The 20,847-nt window shown below is 67.6% G+C and carries 16 protein-coding genes; 6 read left to right on the forward strand and 10 right to left on the reverse strand.

From position 1 onward, the window contains the following. Positions 1-123: 123 nt before the first annotated feature. The 3 genes from ACI2JO_RS06355 to ACI2JO_RS06365 are packed head-to-tail and all read right to left on the reverse strand — an operon-like array spanning position 124 to position 5,992. Positions 124-1,554, reverse strand: a complete 1,431-nt coding sequence (locus ACI2JO_RS06355) for an efflux transporter outer membrane subunit (RefSeq protein ID WP_404719857.1) — start codon at positions 1,552-1,554, stop codon at positions 124-126. Continuing rightward, positions 1,551-4,733 carry an efflux RND transporter permease subunit gene (locus tag ACI2JO_RS06360; protein ID WP_404719858.1) on the reverse strand — a complete coding sequence of 1,061 codons (3,183 nt, stop codon included), beginning with the start codon at positions 4,731-4,733 and terminating at the stop codon, positions 1,551-1,553. The genes ACI2JO_RS06355 and ACI2JO_RS06360 overlap by 4 nt, the downstream gene beginning before the upstream one ends. Further along, entirely contained in the window at positions 4,730-5,992 is a 1,263-nt protein-coding gene (locus ACI2JO_RS06365) for an efflux RND transporter periplasmic adaptor subunit (protein WP_404719859.1), read from the reverse strand. The genes ACI2JO_RS06360 and ACI2JO_RS06365 overlap by 4 nt, the downstream gene beginning before the upstream one ends. Before the next feature lie 85 nt (positions 5,993-6,077). On the opposite strand from ACI2JO_RS06365, the gene ACI2JO_RS06370 reads away from it, so the two are divergent. Together ACI2JO_RS06370 and ACI2JO_RS06375 are read left to right on the forward strand one after the other, a co-directional pair. Beyond that, complete coding sequence (locus ACI2JO_RS06370) at positions 6,078-6,755, forward strand: response regulator (protein ID WP_404719860.1); 678 nt, start codon at positions 6,078-6,080, stop codon at positions 6,753-6,755. Beyond that, entirely contained in the window at positions 6,752-8,059 is a 1,308-nt protein-coding gene (locus ACI2JO_RS06375; protein WP_404719861.1) for an ATP-binding protein, read from the forward strand. The genes ACI2JO_RS06370 and ACI2JO_RS06375 overlap by 4 nt, the downstream gene beginning before the upstream one ends. A 36-nt stretch (positions 8,060-8,095) precedes the next feature. On the opposite strand, the gene ACI2JO_RS06380 is transcribed toward ACI2JO_RS06375, so the two are convergent. Beyond that, the gene (locus ACI2JO_RS06380) at positions 8,096-10,027 is read right to left on the reverse strand and encodes a CocE/NonD family hydrolase (protein ID WP_404719862.1); all 1,932 of its coding nucleotides are present in this window, start codon (positions 10,025-10,027) and stop codon (positions 8,096-8,098) included. A gap of 153 nt (positions 10,028-10,180) precedes the next feature. On the opposite strand from ACI2JO_RS06380, the gene ACI2JO_RS06385 reads away from it, so the two are divergent. The 3 genes from ACI2JO_RS06385 to ACI2JO_RS06395 all read left to right on the forward strand — a co-directional run bounded on the left by ACI2JO_RS06385 (position 10,181) and on the right by ACI2JO_RS06395 (position 14,320). Then, positions 10,181-11,890 carry an alpha-L-fucosidase gene (locus tag ACI2JO_RS06385; protein ID WP_404719863.1) on the forward strand — a complete coding sequence of 570 codons (1,710 nt, stop codon included), beginning with the start codon at positions 10,181-10,183 and terminating at the stop codon, positions 11,888-11,890. Between the two features lie 336 nt (positions 11,891-12,226). Further along, the gene (locus ACI2JO_RS06390) at positions 12,227-12,694 is read left to right on the forward strand and encodes a glycine zipper 2TM domain-containing protein (protein WP_404719864.1); all 468 of its coding nucleotides are present in this window, start codon (positions 12,227-12,229) and stop codon (positions 12,692-12,694) included. Positions 12,695-12,871: 177 nt separating this feature from the next. Then, positions 12,872-14,320, forward strand: coding sequence for a lipopolysaccharide biosynthesis protein (locus ACI2JO_RS06395; RefSeq protein WP_404719865.1), 1,449 nt, complete (start codon positions 12,872-12,874; stop codon positions 14,318-14,320). A 9-nt stretch (positions 14,321-14,329) separates the two neighbouring features. Here ACI2JO_RS06395 and ACI2JO_RS06400 read toward each other — a convergent pair whose 3' ends face one another. The 6 genes from ACI2JO_RS06400 to ACI2JO_RS06425 form a co-directional block, all read right to left on the reverse strand. Further along, on the reverse strand, positions 14,330-15,217 hold the full coding sequence (locus ACI2JO_RS06400) for an ATP-grasp fold amidoligase family protein (RefSeq protein WP_404719866.1): 888 nt from the start codon (positions 15,215-15,217) through the stop codon (positions 14,330-14,332). Between the two features lie 136 nt (positions 15,218-15,353). Beyond that, positions 15,354-15,755: a TadE/TadG family type IV pilus assembly protein gene (locus ACI2JO_RS06405; RefSeq protein WP_404719867.1), complete on the reverse strand. Its 402-nt coding sequence runs from the start codon at positions 15,753-15,755 to the stop codon at positions 15,354-15,356. Beyond that, positions 15,752-16,273: a TadE/TadG family type IV pilus assembly protein gene (locus tag ACI2JO_RS06410; protein ID WP_404719868.1), complete on the reverse strand. Its 522-nt coding sequence runs from the start codon at positions 16,271-16,273 to the stop codon at positions 15,752-15,754. The genes ACI2JO_RS06405 and ACI2JO_RS06410 overlap by 4 nt, the downstream gene beginning before the upstream one ends. Further along, positions 16,270-18,276 (reverse strand): beta strand repeat-containing protein, encoded by a 2,007-nt coding sequence (locus tag ACI2JO_RS06415; protein WP_404719869.1) that lies wholly within the window; start codon positions 18,274-18,276, stop codon positions 16,270-16,272. The genes ACI2JO_RS06410 and ACI2JO_RS06415 overlap by 4 nt, the downstream gene beginning before the upstream one ends. A 134-nt stretch (positions 18,277-18,410) precedes the next feature. Further along, positions 18,411-19,115 carry an anti-sigma factor domain-containing protein gene (locus ACI2JO_RS06420; RefSeq protein ID WP_404719870.1) on the reverse strand — a complete coding sequence of 235 codons (705 nt, stop codon included), beginning with the start codon at positions 19,113-19,115 and terminating at the stop codon, positions 18,411-18,413. Next, positions 19,105-19,689, reverse strand: coding sequence for a sigma-70 family RNA polymerase sigma factor (locus ACI2JO_RS06425; protein WP_404719871.1), 585 nt, complete (start codon positions 19,687-19,689; stop codon positions 19,105-19,107). The genes ACI2JO_RS06420 and ACI2JO_RS06425 overlap by 11 nt, the downstream gene beginning before the upstream one ends. 148 nt (positions 19,690-19,837) lie before the next feature. On the opposite strand from ACI2JO_RS06425, the gene ACI2JO_RS06430 reads away from it, so the two are divergent. After that, positions 19,838-20,833: a ferritin-like domain-containing protein gene (locus tag ACI2JO_RS06430; RefSeq protein WP_404719872.1), complete on the forward strand. Its 996-nt coding sequence runs from the start codon at positions 19,838-19,840 to the stop codon at positions 20,831-20,833. Positions 20,834-20,847: the final 14 nt, after the last annotated feature.

The raw sequence follows: 20,847 nt of genomic DNA on the forward strand, positions 1-20,847 counted from the left end.
AGCAATTTTCACGCTCGCTTCATCTTCTTGGCCGTGCGATACTGGGATTATCGGCACGGCAAGGCAGTCCGGAGTCTTTTACTATTTTCCGGATAGCCTATGTCAACTCTTGGAAAGTACGAACTAATTAGGGGCCGCAATCCGGCCGCCGACCGCGGCGTACAAGGCCACGGTGTCGGTCAACCGCGCGGCGCGCGCCTGAACGAGTTGCGCGCGTGCCTGCGCATCGGCGGCGCTGGCGTTGAGCAACGTCAGCGTGTCAATGTCGCCCAGCGCCAGCCGTCGTCGCGCGAAGGCCAGCGCCTGGTTCGAGGCATCTGCGGCGCGGGTCGCGGCGTCCAGCGCCACCGCATCGGTCGACAGGCCGGTGAGCGCGTCGGACACGTCACCGAAGGCGGTCAGCACCGCCGTACGATAACCCGCTTTGGCACCGTCGAGCGCCGCCTCCGCAGCACGTTGTTGATGACGGAGCTGCCCGGCGTGAAACAGCGGTTGAGTGATCCCGCCGATCAGCGTCCAAAATGGGTTACCGTCCTTGAACATATCGCCGAACCGTTGCGCGGAACCGCCGGCATTGGCGCTGAGCGTGATCGACGGGAGGCGTGCGGCGATCGCTGTCTGCACGTCGGCACCGGCACCTTCGAGTTGCGCGCGCGCCGCCTGCACGTCGGGGCGCTGCGCGACGAGGTCGGACGGGAGCACCGCGGGCAATTGCGTGGGCAGCGATAGCTGCGCGAGTGTCGGGAGATCGGGCAGCGGATCACCTGCGGCGCGGCCGAGCAATGCAGCGATTACAACGCGTTGATGCGCCTCCTGTCGGACCAGCGCGGGCAGCGCGCCCTCGGCGGCGGCGAGCGCCGTTTGTTGCGTCACGACATCGGCCGCGCCGACCGCGCCCAATTTCTGACGCAGTTGCAGGCGGTTGAGGATGTCGCGGTTGACCGCGACCGCGGTGCGTGCCGCGTCGAGCTGGTCGGCGAGCGCCGCGCGCTGGATCACCGACTGTACCAAGTTACTGATAACAGTAGTTCTTGCCGCGTCCAAGCGGCTGCGTTGCACCGCGGCTTGGGCGCGGGCGGAGCGGACGCGGCTGCGGGTGCCGCCGAACGCGTCGAGCGTGTAGCTGACGTTCACCTGCGCGGTGTGGAGCGTGTACAGCTGCTGGTTCTGGTTCGCGATCACCGGCGAGATCGCGTCCGAAACCCGTGTTCTTTCCGCCTGATAGCTGACGTCGGCCTGAGGCAGCAGCGCGCCGCCGGCGGCGCGCGCCTGTTCAGCCGCCTGCCGCAAGGACGCGTCGGCGGTAGCGATGTCGTTGTTGTGGCGGAGCGCTTCGGTGACCAGAATGTCGAGTTGCGGACTGGCAAATGCCGTCCACCATGCCGCCGGGGACGCCGACGCCCCCGAAAATACCTGGCTCGGGGCGCTCTCCGGCGTGATCGGTGCCGGCGTCGTTGCCGCCGGGAGCGCGATATGCGGATCCAGGTCACGCGGGCCGACGGAACACGCCGCCATCGCGGTGCAGCCGAGCAGCAGGGCGAGCGTGCGGGTCATGCGATCACCTCCGATCCGCCATTATGGTGGCCGACGTCGCGGCCATGCGCGCCGCGATCGGCGGGGGCGACACGTTTCGAGAAGCGGTCGATCAGCACCGGCAGGATCAGCAGGATCAGCACCGGCGCGAGCGTCATGCCACCGACCACGACCAGCGCCAGCGGCTTCTGCACCTGGCTGCCGATGCCGTGCGACATCGCCGCCGGGAGCAGACCGATCGCGGCGACCAGACAGGTCATGACGACCGGGCGCAGCGAATGGCGCACCGTCGTCGCGATCGCGCGCGCGCGATCGAGCCCCTCGTCGATCGCATTGTTGAAGGTGGTGACGACGAGGATCCCGTCCATCACCGCGATCCCGAACAAGGCCACGAAACCGATCGCCGCCGAGATGCTGAACGCGGTGCCCGTCAGCGCCAGCGCCAGCACCCCGCCGATCACCGCGAGCGGGATCGCGGCAAAGGCGAGCAGGCTGTCGCGGATCGATCCGAAATTGGCGTAGAGCAGCAACAGCATCAGCAACAGGCTGATCGGCACGACGATCTCCAGCCGCGCAATCGCGTTGTTGAGATTGTCGAGCTCGCCCGCCCATTCGAGGTGATAGCCGGCGGGCAGATGCACCTCGCGCTGGATCCGCGCGCGCGCCTCCTCGACCGCACCGCCCAGATCGCGGCCGCGCACCGAGAATTTGATCGGGATGTAGCGCTCCTGATGCTCGCGATAGATGAACGACGCGCCGGACGTCAGGCGGACGTTCGCGACCTCCGACAGCGGCACCTGGATCGTCTGCGCGCTGCCATCGAGCGCGGGCGCGCCGATCGTGATCCGGCGCAGCGCCTCCAGCGAATCGCGCTGTTCCGACTTCAGCCGCACGACGATCGGGAAGTGCCGGTCGGTGCCGGCCTCGTACAGATCGGCCGCGCTGCTGCCGCCGATCGCCGCCGCGACGACGCCGTTCACGTCGTCGGGGGTCAGCCCGTAGCGCGCGGCGCGCGCACGATCGACGTCGATGCGGACGGTCGGCTGGCCGAGCGACTGGAAGACGCCGAGATCCTCGATCCCGCGCACCTTGCCCATCTGGTCCTTGATCTGGTTGGCGTATTTCTCGAGCGTCGGCAGGTCGGGGCCGAACAGCTTGATCGAGTTCGCGCCCTTCACCCCCGAAGCGGCTTCCTCGACGTTGTCCTCGATGATTTGCGAGAAGGAGAAGTCGACGCCGGGATATTTGGCGCTGAGCCGCTTCGACAATTCGTCGATCAGTTTCTCCTTGGTCATGCCCGACGGCCATTCGTCGGCGGGCTTGAGCGGCACGAAGAATTCGGCGTTGAAGAAGCCGGTCGCGTCGGTGCCGTCGTCGGGGCGGCCGTGCGCGGACAGCACCGCGGTCGCTTCGGGATATTCCGCGATGATCCGGCGGATGCCGTTGACGGTCGGCTCGCCCGCCTCAAGGCTGATCGACGCCGGCAGCGTGGCGCGGATGTACATATTGCCTTCCTCCAGATGCGGGAGGAATTCGATACCGAGCGAGCGGACGCCGACCATCGCGACGAGCAGCAACAGCACGCCACCGCCGAGCGCGAGCACGCGATTGCCGAGCGCAAAGGCGGCAGCCGGTTCGTAGACGCGGCGCAGCTTGCCGACGATGAACGTCTCGACCTCCGACAGTTTGTCGGGGAGCAGCAGGGTCGCGAGCACCGGCGCGACCGTGAAGGTCGCGATCAGGCCCCCGGTGATCGCATAGGCATAGGTCTTGGCCATCGGGCCGAAGATGTGGCCCTCGACCCCGGTCAGCGTGAACAGCGGCAGGAAGCTGGCGATGATGATCGCGGCGGCGAAGAAGATGCCGCGGCTGACCTCGCTCGACGCGCCCAGCACCGCCGAGAAGCGGCTGGCGAGCGAATAATGCCCCTTGCCGCTTTCGACGTTGGCGGATCGTTCGACCATGTGGCGGAAGATGTTCTCGACCATGATGACGCAGGCGTCGACCACCAGCCCGAAATCGAGCGCGCCGACCGACAGCAAATTGGCGCTTTCGCCCTGCAGCACGAGGATCAGGATCGCGAAGGCAAGCGCGAACGGGATCGTCGCCGCGACGATGATCGCGCTGCGCAAATTGCCGAGGAACAGCCATTGCAACGCGAAGATCAGCAGGATGCCGACCACCATGTTTTCGAGCACGGTATGGATCGTCAACTTGATGAGATCCGAACGGTCGTAGATCCGCTCCAGATGCACGCCGGGCGGCAGGACGCCCGAATCGTTGATCTCGGCGACTTCCTTCTGGACGCGCTCGATCGTCGGCATCGACTGCGCGCCGCGCTGCATGAGCACGATGCCCTGCACGATGTCGTCCTGATCGTTATAGCCAGCGATGCCGAGCCGCGGCGTGTTGCCGATCGTGACCTTCGCCACGTCCTTCACCAACACCGGCTGCCCGCCGGCGGTGCCGACCAGCACGTTTTCGATCCCCGACGGCGACTGGATCAGCCCGACGCCGCGGACGATCGCGGCCTGGCTGCCGAAGTTGATCGTCTGCCCGCCGACGTTGCCGTCGCTCTTGGCGATCGCCTGCAACACCTGGTTGACGGTGACATTGTGCGCGGAGAGCCGGTCGTTGTCGATCACCACGTCATAGGCGCGCAGCTTGCCGCCCCAGCCGGTGACGTCGATCACGCCGGGAATGCGCTTGAAGCGGCGTTGCAGCACCCAGTCCTGCAACGTCTTGAGATCCATGACCGAATAGCCCTTGGGCGCGGCGATCCGGTAGCGATAGATCTCCCCGACCGGGCTGGTCGGCGACAGCGTCGGCTGCGCGCCACCCGTCAGCGGCGGCAGCTGCGACAGGCGGTTGATGACCTGCTGCCGCGCCTGTTCGTTGGTGTAATCGTAGCTGAACTGGATCTTGATGTCGGACAGGCCGAACAGGCTGATCGCGCGGATCGCGGTGAGATGCGGGATGCCCGCCATCTGCACCTCGATCGGGATGGTGACGTTGCGCTCCATCTCCTCGGCGGACAGGCCCTGCGTCTGGGTGATGACCTCCACCATCGGCGGGACCGGATCGGGATAGGCCTCGATATTGAGATTCAGGAAGCCGATGACGCCCGCCACCAGCATGGTGACGAAGACGCCGACGATCAGCAGCCGCTGACGCAGCGCAAAGCCTACCAGGCGGTTCACTCGCCGAGCCCCGCTTCGTTGACGAACAGCGCGCCGGCGGTGACGATCCGCTCACCGGGGTTGAGCCCCTTGACGATCGCGACCTGCCCGTCCTGGCTGTCGCCGGTGACGACGTCGCGCGAGGCGAGCACATTATGGGGCTGGACCACCCACACGCGCGCCTGCTCGCCCTCGTGGATCACCGCCGCCGCCGGAACGCGCATCTCCGCGCCCGCGCTGGCGCGGCGGATCGCGAAGCTGGCGAACATCTGCGGCTTGAGCGCGCCGCCGGGATTGGCGATCGCGGCGCGCACCGGCAGGCGGTGCGTGACGGGATCGAGCGCCGCGCCGACCAGATCGATCCGCGCACTGAACGTGCGGCCCGGCAGCGCGGGGGTGGTGACGGTGGCGGCATCGCCGACGTGGATCGATTCCGCATCGCCTTCCGCGACCTGCGCAACCAGCCAGACGCGTGACGGATCGGTGATCGTCATCACCGGCTTGTCGCCGCCCTGCCCGACATATTGCCCGGCGGACACGTCGCGCGACGCGATCAGCCCGCTGATCGGCGCGTGGAGCGTCGTGACGTCATGGATGCCCGACACTTCGCTGACATTCTCCAGCCGGCGGATTTCGGCGGGCGACTTGCCGAGCACCGCCAGCTTGTCGCGCGCCGCGCCCAGCGAGGCGGCGGCGGTGCGCGCGCTCGCCTGTGCGGCGGCGAGATCGACCTGCGCCTGCTGGTAATCCTTCAGCGCACCGCCGGCAGTTTCGTAGATCTGCTTCTGACGGTCGGCCGCGCGCTGCGCCGCGAGCAATTGCGCCTGTGCGTTCTGATAGGCGGCGCGGGCCGCGAACAGCCCACTGCGCGCGTCGACGAAATCGCCGGTGCGGACCAGCATCAGCGGCTGACCCTGAACGACGCGCTCGCCCGCCTCGACCAGCACCTTCACGACCTGACCCGCGTACGGCATCAGGACGGGCGTGCTGCGGTCGCCATCGACGGTGATCGCGCCGCTCGCCAGCAGTTGCTCGGCCGAGCCGCCCTCGCCGACGCGCATCGTCTGGAGCCCCGCAAGCTGTGTCGGCGTGGGGCGGAAGGTGCCGGGCGGCGGCGGCGCGGGCGGCGCCTCTTCCTTATGCGTCCATTTGCCGATCAGCGTGACGAGCAGCACGATGCCGACCAGCGCGGCGGCGGCAATTGCCAGCCAGCGCCACTGCGCCGGGCGCGACAAACGGTTCGCGGGGGGAAGCGGGACGGATTCGTCGGCTGCGTGCATGATCGACTCTGCGTACGGTGAACCGTAAGGCCCCTAGCGATGCCGACTTACATGTTTCTTACTATTGCTGCGCTGCGGGGGCTTCTTGCGCATATTATTGATAGAGGACGACCGCGCGCTGGCCGAGGCGCTGGCGGCGGCGCTGTTGCAGCGGGGGCTGACGCTCGACCATGCCGCGTCGCTGGACGAGGCGGAGGCGTATATGGCCGCGGTCGATCATGCCGCGATCCTGCTCGATCTCGGGCTGCCCGACGGCGACGGGCTGGCATGGCTGCGGCGGCGGCGCGCGGCGGGCGAGACGCGCCCGGTATTGGTGCTGACCGCGCGCGGCAGCGTCGAGGCGCGCGTGCGCGGGCTGCACGACGGCGCGGATGACTATCTGGTCAAGCCGTTCGACGCCGACGAGTTGCATGCGCGGCTGCTGGCGGTGTTGCGGCGGCAGGGCGGGTATCTGGGCGTGTCGCTGACCTGCGCGCGGCTGACCTTCGATGTCGAGACGCGGACGGTGCGGGTCGGCGAGACGGTGCTGACCCTCTCGGCGCGCGAGACCGAGTTGCTGGAGCTGCTGCTGCGGCGCGCGGGGAATGTCGTGCCCAAGCGCGTGGTGGAGGACCAGTTGTTCGGCGCGGGCGGCGATCAGGGCTCGAAGAATGCGGTCGAGGTCTATGTCCACCGGCTCCGCAAGCGGCTCGACGAGGCCGCGACCGGGGCGCGGATCGATACGGTGCGCGGGGTCGGCTATCTGCTGCGCAGCGCGGCATGAGGCGGTGGTGGCCGCGGTCGCTGTTCGGGCAGCTCGCGCTGCTCCACGTCGCGATCGCGCTGGCCGCCGCAGTGACCTTGCCGATCGCGGTGGGGGCGCTGCTTCACCGGGTGGCGCGGCATTACCAGCATGAGGTGCTCCACCAGCAGGCGCAGCGCGTCGCCGACCGGCTGAGTGCCGATCACGGCGACGCGGCGCGCGCAATGGCGAGCGTCGACCTGCTCGCGGGCGGACTGTCGCTGGCGATCGTCGATGCCGGGCGGCATGTCGTGGCCGCCCGCGGGGCGATGGTGCCGGCCGACGTGCCGCTGGCGCGTCGGCCGGAACTGGTGCGGCGCGGGCGGGTCGCGGTGCTCAGCCGGCCGGAGGGCGCGCGGTGGATCGTGGTGGCGCAGGACAGCACCGCGCCCGAGGTGGTGACCGACGATATCGTCACGACCTTCCTCAAGCGGTTCGTGCTGTTGCTGCTGCCGTTCGTGATGCTGGGGCCGCTGATGGCGGCGTGGCTGACGCGCGGGATCCGAAGGCGGATGAGGGCCGCGGCGCAGACCGCCGCCGCGATCGGGCCGCGCGCGCTCGACCGGCGGCTGCCGCAGGGGACGCTGCCTGCCGAGATCGAGCCGCTGGCGGTGGCGACCAATGCCGCGCTCGACCGGCTGGAGCAGGCGTTCGCGGCGCAGGCGGCGTTCGCGGCGGATGTCGCGCATGAGCTGCGCACGCCGCTGGCGACGATCCGGCTGCGCGCCGATGCGGTGCCGGATGCGGCGGCGCGCGCGGCGCTGTTGCAGCAGGTCGATCGCGCGGCGCGGGTGATCGCGCAATTGCTGAGCCTCGCCGATCTGGAGCGGCCGGTGCAGGGCGACGGCGCAATGGTCGATCTGGGTGCGCTCGCCGAAGAGGTGGTGGCGGAGCGCGCGCCGGGGGTGCTCGCCTCGGGGCGGACGATCGCGTTGCAGGTCGATGGGGCTGCGGTGATCCCCGGCCAGCCGGCGGCAATCACGCTGGCGCTGGAGAATCTGATCGACAATGCGGTGCGGCATACGCCGGCGGGGGCGCGGATCGCGGTATCGGCCGGGCCGGGCGCGCGGCTGTGCGTGTGCGACGACGGCGCGCCGATCCCGCCCGAGCGGCTAGTGAAGATGCGCGAGCGGTTCTGGAAAGGCGAGGCGCGCAGCGGTGGATCGGGACTGGGGCTGTCGATCGTCGCGCGGATCGCCGCCGCGCATGGGGGCGCGTTGACGCTCACGCCGGGCGAGGACGGGCGCGGGTTGCGGGCGGGGCTGGTGTTGGGGGAACGGACGTAAGAAGCGGGGCCCCGGATCACGTCCGGGGCGACGGTATCAATTCGCCCCCTGCACTACTGGAACGATCGGCAACAGCACCGCGCTGGCCTGCGCGCCGCCGCGTTCGATCGTCACCGTCGCCTTCCGGTAGTCGCCCGGCTGCGCGAAGAAGATGTTCTTCACGTAGGTCTGCGGATTGCGGTCGTAGAGCGGGAACAGGCTCGACTGGACCTGCACCATCACGCGGTGGCCCGGCTGGAAGACGTGGTTCACGGTCGGCAGCCGGAAGCGATAGCGCTGGACCTTGCCGGCCGGGATCGCGCTCGGCTTGGCAAAGCTGTTGCGGTAGCGGCCGCGGAAGATGTCGAGGCTGATCGGCAGCTGATAGCCGCCCATCTTCGCGTCGGCGACGTTGGGCGGCAGCACGTCGATGATCTTGACGACGAAATCGCCGTCGGTGCCGGTCGTCTTCGCATAGAGGTCCGCGATCGGCGCGCCCGAGACGCGCATCGGCTGCGTCAGCACCGGCGTCATATAGGTCATCACGTCGGTGCGGCCGTCGGCGGGGCGCTGGTCGCTGACCAGCCAGTCGCCCCAGCGGCCGTCGTCGAAATTGACCGGGCGCGGCAAATGCGGGACCGGCTTGGCGGGATCGGAGACGTAGGCGTCGCCGCCCAACGCGCCCTTCGCCAGCGACAAGCCGCCGTCCGCCTGAAGGTACATCGGCGTCAGCGGCGCGGCGCAGCCCTGTTCGCATGCCAGCGGCCAGGTGGCGAAACGGTCCCAATGGTTCTCGCCGGTGTTGTAGATCGCGGCGGTCGGCAGGTTCGCGGGCGCGCCGTCCTTGAGATACTGGTCGAACAGCGGGCGCACCATCTGCTCGCGGAATTGCGCGGCGGTGTCGCCGTTCCACTGGAACGGGCCGAGGCTGCGCCCCTCGCGGTTGACCTGGCTGTGCCGCCACGGCCCCATCACGAGGAAATTGTTGCCGGTCTTGCCCTTGCCCTTCAGCGCCTCCCAGGCGGTGATCGCGCCGTACATGTCCTCCTGATCCCAGAGGCCCTGTTCCCAGAGCGTCGGCACGTTCGAGGGATTGGCGGCGAGCAATCTGTCGAGCGCCTGCCCCTGCCAGAAACCGTCATAGGCGGGATGCTGCGACATGCGCGTCCAGTATGGCAGCTGGTCGTAGCCCGATTGCTTCGCCCAGTCGCCCGCCGACTTGTCGCGGAAATTGTCGTAATCGTCATAGCCGCCGGTCGGCGGCAGCGGGCCGCCGCTCTTGTAGCCGGTCTGCCCGCCGAGCCATGCGATATTGGCGAGCCGGAACGCGCCGTAATGGAACCAGTCGTCGCCCATCCAGCCGTCGATCATCGGGCTTTCCGGCGCGGCGACCTTGAGCGCGGGATGCGGGTTGAGCAGTGCCATCACGACCGTGAAGCCTTCGTAGGACGAGCCGATCATCCCGACGCGGCCGTTCGACTGCGGCAGGTTCGTCTTGTTCACCAGCCAGTCGATCGTGTCATACGCGTCGGTGACGTGATCGACCTTGGTTGGATTGAGCGGGCCGATGACGGGGCGTGTCACGACATAATCGCCCTCCGACCCATATTTGCCGCGCACGTCCTGATAGACGCGAATGTAGCCGCCCTTGACGAAGATCTCGTCGGCGAGCGGCAGCGCGTTGAGCATCGACGGGCTGTCGCTGCGCTTCGCGCGCGCCGAGGCGTTGTACGGCGTGCGGGTCAGCACGATCGGCGCGTTGGTCGCGTTCTTCGGGATGACGATGACGGTGTGGAGCTTCACCCCGTCGCGCATCGGGATCATCACCTCCTGCTTGATATAGTCGCGCTCGACCGTCGGCAGGCGGAAGTCGGCGGGGATGTCGCCACCGGCTGGCGGCCGGGTCTTTGGCTGGGTCTGGGTTTGGGGCGCCTGCGCCGCAACGGTGGCCAGAGCGATAAGCGGCAGCGACAGCACGGAACGGCGCATGGAAAACTCCGGCAGGATTGTTGCCACGATCTGTGCGGCAGGACGCCCGCCGCCGCAAGCGCGCCGAAAGGGGGTGGTCATCGGTCGGGTCGCGCGGCATGATCGTGAAAACCAGTTTTCAAAACAACGAATTATCGTGAGAGGAGCAGCCCGATGAAGGTGACACGCAGGCAGGCGCTGGGCGCGGGCGCGACCGCAGGAGCGCTGGCGGCGGTGCCGGCGGGCGCGGCGACCACCGCGACCTGTGCGTACAGCACGCGCCCCGGCGGCGCGCGCGCGGTGCGCGTCCCTGCCCCGCGCGCCTTCACCGGCGACTGGCGCTCACTGACCGACGGCTACAGCGTGCCCGACTGGTTTCGCGACGCCAAGTTCGGAATCTGGGCGCACTGGACCGCGCAATGCGTGCCCGCCGCGGGCGACTGGTATGCGCGCAACATGTACCTGCAGGGCTCGGGGCAATATGCGCACCACCTCAAGAATTACGGCCATCCCGCCGACACCGGCTTCATGGAGATCCAGAACCGCTGGAAGGCCGAGAAGTGGGACCCGGTGCGGCTGATCGACCTCTATCAGAAGGCGGGTGCGCGTTATTTCATGGCGCTCGCCAACCATCACGACAATCTCGATTGCTATGCCTCGACGCATCACGCGTGGAACAGCACGCGCGTCGGGCCGAAGCGCGACATCGTCGGCACGTGGGAGAAACTGGCGCGCGAGCGGGGCCTGCGCTTCGGCGTATCGAACCACTCGGCGCACGCCTGGCACTGGAACCAGGCCGCCTACGGCTATGATCCCGTCGGACCGCGGCGCGGGCAGCGTTACGACGCGTTCCGGCTGACCGCCGCCGATGGCAAGGGCAAATGGTGGGAGGGGCTCGACCCGCAGCAGCTTTATACCGGGCGCGACGACATCATGCCCGAGGGGATCGAGACGCTGCTGGAGGCTGATGCATGGCACGAGGCGCACGACCGGCTGTGGAACGAGGGCACGCCCGCCAATCCGGCCTTCGTGCGCAACTGGTATCTACGCTGTCAGGAGCTGATCGACCGCTATCGCCCCGATCTGGTCTATTTCGATAATTTCGACCTGCCGCTCGAACAGGCCGGGCTCGACATCACCGCTTACTTCTACAACCGCAGCATGGCGTGGAATCGCGGGCAACTAAACGCCGTGGTGACGGGCAAGAACATCCCGCCGCAACGGCGGATGGGCGTGGTCGACGACGTCGAGCGCGGCGGCAAGACGTACATCGAGCGCTTTCCGTGGCAGACCGACACCTGCATCGGCGAATGGCATTACGATCAGGCGGTCTACGATCAGGATCGCTACAAATCCGCCGCGACCGTCATCCACACCTTGTGCGACGTGGTGTCGAAGAACGGCAATCTGATGGTCAACGTGCCGCTGCGCGGCGACGGCACGATCGACGACAAGGAAGAGCGGATCGTCGAGGGGATCGCGGCGTGGATGCAGCGCTATGGCGAGGCGATCTACGCGACCCGCCCGTGGCGCGTGCATGGCGAGGGACCGCGCAACGGCGGCGGCGGCTTGTTCTCGGAGGGTGGCCCCAAGTCGCTCTATGGCGCGAAGGACATCCGCTACGTGACGAAGGGCGGGCGGCTGCACGCTTTGGTGCTCGGCTGGCCCGAGGACGGCGTCGCGCGGCTGACGCTGCTGGCCAGGGACAATCGCGTCGGACGCGGGACGGTGGAGCGCGTGACGGTGCCGGGGAGCAACGCGCCGCTGCGCTTCGTACGCACCGGCGATGCGCTGGAGGTGACGCTGCCGCCCGCGTTGCGCAACGACATCGGCATTGCGCTGATCCTCGGTGGATCGGGGCTGACCGAGGGGTCGGTCGTATAGCGCGGGTTGACGTGAAACCGCCCCGTCCCTCCCCTTCAGGGCAGGGGCAGGGAGTGGGGCTGCGTTTCACCGAGCCCAGCACCCGCGACTTCCCCAACCCGGCCATTCCCCTGAAGGGAAGGGGCTTAGGGAAGATAGACGCTTAGAAGGGCTTGGCTTTTTCGTTCTCGCTTCTCCGACGGGCGAGCGATGATGCCCGAAAGTCGTTGCAACCGGATATCGACCTTAACGCAGGATAACGGACGCATTCAGTCTCCGCTCAATCACGCGAGTCTATCCCTGTGATCGTCGCAGCCGCTCCGGCCTGCGGCGGTGGTGCGTAAGGGGAGCTGGATCATGCTCAAGAAGATGTCGATGGGTCTCGGGTCTGCGGCGCTGGCGATCGTGGCGCTGACGCCGGTCGCGGCGCAGGCGCAGCGGTGGGAGCAGCGCGATTACTACGCGCGCGACTATCGCAGCTATGATGACGACGACGGCTATCGCGATCATGACCGTGCCTATCGCGGCGCCTATCGTGACGGCTGGAACCGCGGCCCGCGCTATGCCGAATACGATCGCGGCGGCTATGACCGCGACGATCGCTACCGCGGTTATGACCGCGACGACCGCCGCTATCGCTATCGCGCGCGTTGCCAGAGCGGCACGACCGGCACGGTGCTCGGCGCGATCGCTGGCGGGTTGCTTGGCCGCACGATCGACCAGCGCGGCGATCGCACGCTCGGCACCGTGATCGGCGCGGGCGCGGGTGCGCTGGCCGGCAACGCGGTCGAGCGGTCGGACAATCCGCGCTACTGCCAGCGCTGAGCGTCCGTCCTTTCCTGTCGAAGGCTGATCGCCGCACGGTCCCTTCGTCCGCCTGAGCCCTCTTCCCGATGGAAGGGGGCTCTTTCGTATTGCGCCGCAACATTATTCGCGACAAGCGCATGGCGACCGCGCCACAAATCCGGCATGGCTCGCGGCGTTTTGTTGAAGAGGAAGATCGTGGCGCGTCCAGCGGTTCTCAACACGCTCAGTCTAGCGATCTCCAGCGGGCTGAACTTCATTTCCTTGCTGCTCTGGGTGCGGCTGCTGCCGCCCGTCGAGTTTGGCCAGTTCACGCTCATCACCACGACGGCGCTGCTCATCAACGCGATCTTGTTCGAATGGGCGCGGATCGTCAGCGCGCGGACGCTCTATTCGCCGACCGCCGCGACCCGCATCGATCCGGCGCGGGCCGATGCGCTGTTCACGATCGTCTTCGGCCTGATCCTGCTGCTCGGCATCCTGACCGCCATCCTTTCGATTTCGGGGCACACGATCTTCGGCCTCGGGCCACGGTGGATGTGGGTGCTGTTCGTCTTCCTCATCAGCGAGGTGGCGTTGACGCAACTCAACGTTATCAGCCGCGCGCGGCATGCCGCCTGGCACACTTTCTGGGTGATCGTCACACGTTCGGCGCTGTCGCTGATCATCGGGCTTGCGCTGGTGCTCGGCTATGGACTGGGTCTGTCGGGCGTGCTGCTGGGTCTGGTGATCGGACAGGCGATCGCGGTGATCGGCGGAATCGCCACCGACGCGGTGTGGCGGCGGCTGCGCGTGCGCGGCGCGCGGGCCGAGGATCGCGAAATCATGGGCGGGATGCTGAAACTGGGCGCGCCGCTGATGCTGAGTTCGGGGCTGTCGTACGGCGTCGGGGTGCTCGACCGCTATCAGGTCGAACATATTCTTGGCACCTCCAGCGTGGCTTTTTACGCCGCCCCGGCCGACCTGCTGCAGAAGACGCTGGGCTTCGCGATGCTGGCGGTGAACATCACCATGTATCCGGCGATGGTCCGCGCATACGAGGACGAAGGCCCGGACAAGGCGCGCGTGCTGCTGGAGGGCAATGCCGTCATGTACGTGGCGATGTGCCTGCCCGTGCTGGTCGCCGCCACGGTGCTGTCGGGGCCAGTGAGCCATCTGCTGCTCGGCGCGCGGCTGGCGCCGCAAAGCGCGCCGCTGCTGCCGCTGGTCACCGCGGCGGCGCTGCTGCGGTTGCTGACCATCTATCACCTGCAGGTGGCGTTCCAGCTGACGCGGCACATGCGGCTGCTGATGATCGCGCCGGCGCTGGCGATCGCGACCTTCGTGGCGCTGGGGCCGCTGTCGCTGCACCGCTACGGGCTGATCGGGATCGCGGGCGTCTCGCTGCTGGCGCAGGCGAGCGGCTATGCGGTCAGCGCGCTGCTGGCGCGGCGCACATTCGGCATCCGGCTGCTGGGGCGCGACAATGCCAAGGTGCTGGTGGCCGGGGCGGCGATGGCGGCGGCGATGCTGCCGTTCGCGCATGTCACCGGCGTGCCGATGACGCTGGTCGCGCTCGCCGCCGGCGGGCTGGTCTATGCGGCGGCGATCCTGCTGCTGCGGCTCGATCAGGTGCGCACGATCAAGGCCAAGTTCGTGCGCCGTTGAGTGACGCGATCAGACCGCGATCGGCAGATCGTCCGATCGTGAGCCCGACAAACGCTGTTCGCTTTCCGCCCACCAGTCGCCCATCAGGCGATCCGCGGACGGCGGTGAGAAGCGCTCCAGACCCGCGCCCGGCGCAAAGGTGATCTCGCCGAACATCGGGCCAGCCTCCAGATCGTAGAAGTCGATCCGCGCAAATGCGAAGCCCGCCGATAGCACCTCGGCAAGCTCGATCATGCGTTTCAGATGACGTGGCGCGGGCACATCACCTTCGATCTGGTCGTGCGCGAGACTGAAAGGCATCTGCTGCCAATCGCGGTTATAGAAGCTGCGTCGGTGATCGATGAAACGCCCGGCATCGACCTGCACCGCACGCACCTGCCCGTTGAAGCAGAAAAACTTGTAGTCGTTAAGGTTCTCGCCGATCATCGGCTCAATCAGCAGCAGCCGATCGATCTCATTATACCACCATTCGTGCAAATACGGATGCCAATCCTTCTCAAGCCACGTCTCGCTGGTCACGCGAAGTTGCTGCCATGTCGCCTCGTCATAGCTGCGGATAAAGGCGTTCCAGCCCGACGAATGGTTTGCCTTTACGACGAATGGGGTGGCGCACGGCACTTGTGCAGGCAGCACCTTGCCCGACCACAAGGTCGGGATCACCACGTCACGGCCGGCACGTTCGGCTACCCAGTCTTTTACTCTCACCTTATCGGCAAGTAACGGTAGCAAGGGGTTGGGCGGTGCGAGCTTGAGGGCCTGCACGCGCTCATTAAAGGTTTTCGGGTTATCGAGATCGGGCCATTGCCCAAGCGCCTTCAGATACTGAACCTGCAGCGATTGCTTGGCGGGCAGCGCCGTGTAGAGCGTCCGCATCACGGACTGCAGCAGGTTCGCCAACGTTTCTCTCCCACGAGCCTCGCAACGGTGGCTCCCCCCAAGGCAATGGCCCCGCGGACGGCAGCGCCATAGACTTTTGTCCCATCAGGCGGAACGTCGGTTTCTTACAATTTGCAACTGCCGCTTTCGGGGCGGCTCAGACCTTTGGCAGCACCGGCACGCAAGACCGTCCACGCACCGTCTGCGGCAGCGGCAACAGCTTTCCGACCGGCGAGCCGAAGGGCACGGTCAGCGTCACCAGCAGCGCGCCGCTGGCCCCGCCGCAGGTCGCCCCGGGATTGATGACGACATCGGTCGGGCTCACGGTGACGCCGTTCGCCCTGGCGCGCTGAACGGCGTAATCGACCTGCTTGGCAGCGCTGTCGCAGGCGGTGCTGGCGATCGTGCGGCAGCGCGCGGTGCTGTAGGCCGCCTGGTCGAGCGCCTGATCCATCCACACCAGCCGCGCGCCCTCGATCAGTCCGAACAGCGCCATCAGCAACAACGGCAGGACGATCGCGAACTCGATCACGGTCGCGCCGCGTTCGTCGCGGATCATTGCAGCCGCACCGTGGTGCTTTGCGACACCACGCCGTTGCCCAGCATTCCGCGTGGCAGCAGCGCGGGACGGAACGGGTAGGAAGCCGTCATCTTCAGGTAATAGCCGGACTGGCTGTTCGCTGACGCCCCGCTGCCGCACGGCGCGCCGCAACTGCTGGCGGCCACCAGGGTCGCCGTTGAGGTGAGGCAGGAACAGGTCCGCGACGTGTTGACGCAATTGTCCTGCCCGCCGTTGCAGCCAATTGTGACGGTCAGCGCACCCGGCGTCGTGACGTTGGCGGCGGCGCGCAGGTAGCCCGGCAAGGCCGTGAAGTTGACCGCATCGCGCGACTTGAACGCGGCGATTGACGCCCCGCTCATCGCCTGAGCCAGCCGCGCGCGCTCGATCGAGAAGGTGCCGATATCGAGCGCGGCGAGCATGGTGATGAAGAACAGCACCATCCATAGCGCGAATTCGGCGGCCGCCACGCCGCGCCGGTCGCGCGACAGGCGATGAAGCAGCATGTCCTTGCTCATGAGATCAGGTCCACCGTGCCGCTGCCCCCGGCCCCCGAGCCAATCCCGGAGCATGTCGATCCTGTCGTCGCGCCACCGGTGACGGTCACCCGCAGCGCCACCAGCATGAAGCATCGGACGCCGGACTGCGTATTGTTGCCACCGCTGCTGGTCAGCGCCGAATTGGGTAGGTGCACCGCACCGCTGAACGTGCTGGTGGCGCCGGCGCTCCAGCTGGTGTCGGTCGAGGTAAGGCTGTCGATCAGCATGTCGGCGATCGCGCCGTTGCTCGTCGTTGTCGCGGGCGCGATTAGCAACGTCTTGGCGCCGCCGGCCAGATTGATCGTTCCTGACAGGATGAGGGTAACGTTGACCCCGGCCATATCATAGTCCGAGACGCTGGTGCCCTCCAGATAATCGCCCCACGTTTGATTGTTGATCGGCGAGGTATAGGGCCAAGTCGTGCCGCCGGTGCCGTTCACGAGATTGCCAGCGACGGTGTAGCGGCCCGCGCCGAACAGCACCGATCCTGCAACCGACAGGTCACCATTGATGAGGTGGTTGGCGGTTCTTCCGAACACCAGCCGGCTGCCCCCGGCAGTGACCACTGAACCGTTGGCGCTGAACAGGCCATCGCCCATGAAGAAGCGCCCGCTGCCGCTCAGATCGATCGCGCGCGCGCCGGGATTGGAGATGGCGACGTCACCCGCGCCTGCGATGATGGTGGAATCGCCGGCAACCGACACCCCGCCAGCGACATTGAGCGCGCCGTTGCCCATCGTCAGCCAGCTGCCGCCGCCGACCGAGATGCCGCCAAAGGTGTGCGCCCCGGCACCGACCGCCAGCGTGGCGCCGCCGCCGATCGACAGCGGCGCATTGATCGTCACTGGCCCGCCGCCGATGCGACTGGCACCGGTGAAGCTGACGGTCCCCTGCCCGATCGACAACTCGCCGTCGCCGAAGGTCACGTTCGCCCCGGAAAAGCCGCCGTTGATGCGATAGGTGCCGTTGCCGAAGACGACCGTCGCGCCGCCGTCGATCGTCGCGCCGCGGGCGACCGTCACCGTCGAGTTTGCGTTGAAGGTAACGCTGACGCCGCCTGTGGCCGCGAGCGTATCGATCGTGTAATTGCCGGCGGGCACCACGAAATTGCTGCTGTTACCCTTGCGGAACTTGGCGACCGCCGCGGACGGCGACGAACTGAACGACCACACATCGCCGCCGCCGGGTGTCGTCGGGTTCGACGGCGCGACCGGGGCTCGCCACGTTCCGATCAGCGAACGCGCGCTGCCGAGATCGAGATTGTCGGCGAGCGGATCGGCGACCGTCGAGCCTTGCCTCACGCGCTTGTCCGGGCCCGGCACATTGTTGTTCCAGCTCGGATTGGTGAAGCTGCCGGCGTAACGAAGCAAATCGGCTGCGAGCGTGCCGTAATTGTTCACGATGTCACCCGCGCCGGAGATGATCGTCTTCGCGGTGATACCGGTGCCGTTGTTGGCGACCGTCCCCACCCCGGCGACCGCGCACGCCGGCGCGTTGATCGTGGCGCCGCCCTTCGTCTCGATCGCGGTGCCCGAGTTCGCAAGCCCGACGATGCAGCCGGCGGTCGACTGGGTGGCGAGGCTGGCAGTGGCGGTGGTGCTCACCGGAAAGCTCGCTCCCAGCCCGAGCACCCGGCCGAGCGTGATCGTCAGCGGGACGGTGATCGTCACCTGTACCGCTTTCGCGCCGGGGGTCGGCACGTCGCTGACCAGCCGTGCGACGACGGTGCCGGAGGTGATGCCGTGGACCGCGGCGAGATCCTGCGCGGTCGGTTGCAAAATCGTCTCGCTCTTCGCCGCGCTGTACGCAACCCCCGCGGCCAGCGCCGCCATGTCGGCGACGGGCTGGTTCGAGACCATGATCTCATAGCCGCGGTTGAGGTCGACCGCGAAGCTGGCCATGCCGATCACGCTGACCACGGACAGTGCGGCAAGCACGCTGACGCCGCCGCCCCGATCGGCGAGGACGTTTCTCAGCCACATGGCGCGTATCTGGCCCGATTCCACACACGAGCTAATTACGGCCGTTTCGTAAACAAATTTAGATCAACAGGTGGATGGAACACACTCGAAACCATGCGCATTCGGTTGCCGGCATGGCGAACGCCCGGGTGCCGTCACAACCGTTCGAGCGTGCCGGCGGCGACGACCGGCCCGGTCGGCTGACCGGTGGGCGATCCGCCACGCGGCTCGATCGAGATCGCCAGCGTGCTTCCAATCGCCGGCAGGTCCGCCCGGGCGACGCGCACCTCGCGCGCATCGCCACGCGGCAGCAGCCCCAGCGAAACCGGCTTGCCGCCCGCCGGGATGCGCCACAATTGCCCGTCGCGATCGTCGGGCGCGTCGATGCCGCGCGTCAGCCGCACCGAGCCGAGCGCCGGCTCGACGATCGCCACCGGGGCGGGCAGACGGCTCTTGTCGGACCATGCGAGCTGCGCGACCATCAATCCGGCCGGCTGTGCGGGCGTCGTGGCCGACGGCGGTGGCGGCACCACCGCGACCGGCGTGAGCAGCCACGCCGCGAGCGAGGCGGCGATCGCGCCGCCGGTCGCGCCGATCGCAAGCGAGCGCCAGTGGACGCGCTTGCTCCGCCCCGCGACGTGCGGCAGCGCCAGCATCGCCTCGATCCGTTCCAGCAGATACGCGGGCGGCACGGTATCGCGATAGTGATCGAACAGCGGAGCGAAGCGACTTTCCCACCATGCGACCTCGGCAGCGAAGTCCGCATCCTGTGCGCGGCGCGCCTCCGCCTGCGCGACCTCGTCCGCGGAAAGCAGGCCGATCACGAACTCGGCAGCGAGTGTGCGATCGTCAGGCGTCATGGTTCAGACACTCCCGCAGCCGGAGCAATGCGCGGCGAATGATGCTCTTCATCGTCGGCAAAGGCACCCCGACGCGCCCGGCGATGTCGGCGTAGGTCAGCCCGTCGAGGAAGGCCGCACGGATCGCGTGGCGGGGGCGTTCGTCGAGTTCCTCCAGACAATGATCCAGCCGCTGCCCGTCCTCGGTGGCGACCAGCGCCTGATCGGCGCGCGGGGTGTCGTCGACCGTCTCGTCGGTGCCGCCGGCCGGCACGGGGACGAAGGCGCGGCCGCGTGGCGAACGGCGCCAGTCAAGCGCGCGGTTGCGCGCAATCGTCGCCAACCAGGTGACGGGGTGACTGCGATCCGCCCGATAGGTGGCGGCGCGGCGCCAGACAATCAGATATACCTCCTGCAACACGTCCTCCGCGGCCTGTCGCTCGCCACAGATACGCAGGCAGATGCCGAAAAGCTTCGCGGCGGTCAGATCGTACACGCGCCGGAACGCCTGCCGATCGCCCGCCGCGCTCTCGGCCAGCGCGGCGGCGAGCGCCGCTCTTCGCGTTTCGGCCGCAACCGTCTCGTTAGCCGTCACCGCAGCCCTCCGTTGGCAGGATCGATCGTCGAAATTCTTTTTTAACGATCCCGCATCCCAACCCAAGTTCGCGTCGTACCTGACTTTACCCACGTTGAGGAAGGCGTTTCGTGTCGTCCCAGTGGGTTGTGGGAGGTGCGAAGTGACGATGCAAGACGCCCGAACCGAGCAAGATCTTTTGATCGAAAACTTCGACGGCCGTGCGCGCCGTCGTGAGAACCGCCGAGCCTTCTTTACCGCTGCCTTGGGTGTCGCCGCCGTTGGCGGTGCGTTCGCTTATGCCGATCCGGCGCTGGCGCAGACCAGCGTGACCGACAGCGACGTGCTCAACTTCGCGCTGAACCTCGAATATCTCGAGGCGCAATTCTACCTCTACGCCGTCAACGGCGCCGGGCTGGACAGCACGCTGACCGCGAGCGGCAGCGGCACGGCCGGCGGCACCGTCACCGGTGGCGCGCAGGTGACGTTCACGACCGATCCACTGGTCGGCGCCTATGCGCGCGAGATCGCGGCCGACGAGCTGGCGCACGTCAAGTTCCTGCGTGCCGCGCTCGGCACGGCGGCGGTGGCGATGCCGAACATCAACATCAGCGGCGCGGCGGACGGGCCATTCACCGCCGCGGCGCGCGCCGCCAAGGTGGTCGATCCGACGACCGGCATCTTCAACCCCTACGCTTCGCCGACCGATTTCCTGCTCGGCGCGTTCATCTTCGAGGATGTCGGGGTGACCGCCTACAAGGGCGCGGCGCCGCTGCTCAGCAACAAGACGTTCCTCGAGGCCGCCGCCGGCATTCTCGCCGTCGAGGCCTATCACGCGGCGATCGTGCGGACGACGTTGTATTCCAAGGGTGTGCAGGATCTGGTCGACGCGACCGAGAAGATTGCCGCCGCGCGTGACGCGCTGGACGGCGCGCCGACCGAGGACAAGGTGCGCGGCATCGCGCCGATGGACGACCAGGGCATCGCCCCCTCGGGCAGCGGCGACACGCTGACCGCCAATCTGTCGCCGCTCAACACCAACGGCCTGGCCTTCAGCCGGACGCCGGGACAGGTGCTCAACATCGTCTATCTCAACGCCGGTACGGCGACGATGGGCGGCTTTTTCCCCAATGGCGTCAACGGGAACATCAAGTCGACGACCTGAGCGCAATGGCGCTT

It is taken from the genome of Sphingomonas sp. NPDC079357, assembly GCF_044901155.1.
Lineage (GTDB): Bacteria > Pseudomonadota > Alphaproteobacteria > Sphingomonadales > Sphingomonadaceae > Sphingomonas.